Consider the following 497-nt stretch of genomic DNA (forward strand, 5'->3'; position numbering starts at 1 on the left):
TCGGGCGCGTGCTGCAACAAGTCGCGCGCGGCACCGAGTTGCAGGTCCGCGTCCACCCCGATCTGGTCGAGGCGGTCGAGCAGCGCATCGCCCAGCGTCAGGCCGCCGACCGGCGCAAACTCCACGTCGGCGTCGTACCGGATGCCACGCTGGCACCCGGCGACGCCTTGATCGATTGGGAGCAAGGCGGCTTGCTGCTCGAAAAGGCCGCGCGACGGGCGGCCGTGGAGAGCGAACTCGCCCCGCTGCTGCCCCCACTACCCAGCGCCTGATCTCGCCACACGGCAATTTTTTCCGCCCGGCAGAAATTGCCGCCCGTCTCCATCCTATAAGATAGTCATGGGGGCTCGCCCCGACGGTCAGGATCGGGACACACTTTGGACGCAGCGCGCACTCTCTTTTCGCAATTGGGCGTAAGACGGCTTGCCGTAATGGCCGGTGTGGCGCTCGCGGTATTGGCGGCGCTCGCGTTCGTGGCGACACGAGGCGGGTCGACC

At 67.4% G+C, this 497-nt stretch carries 1 protein-coding gene; it reads left to right on the forward strand.

From position 1 onward, the window contains the following. Window positions 1–272, forward strand: a 272-nt coding sequence (locus AACY45_RS28090; protein WP_339548731.1) for a FliH/SctL family protein, incomplete at its 5' end; no start/stop codon positions are given. Window positions 273–497: the final 225 nt, after the last annotated feature.

Origin of the sequence: Pseudomonas sp. RA_35y_Pfl2_P32 (assembly GCF_963970735.1) — a bacterium.
In the GTDB taxonomy this organism is placed as follows: domain Bacteria; phylum Pseudomonadota; class Gammaproteobacteria; order Pseudomonadales; family Pseudomonadaceae; genus Aquipseudomonas.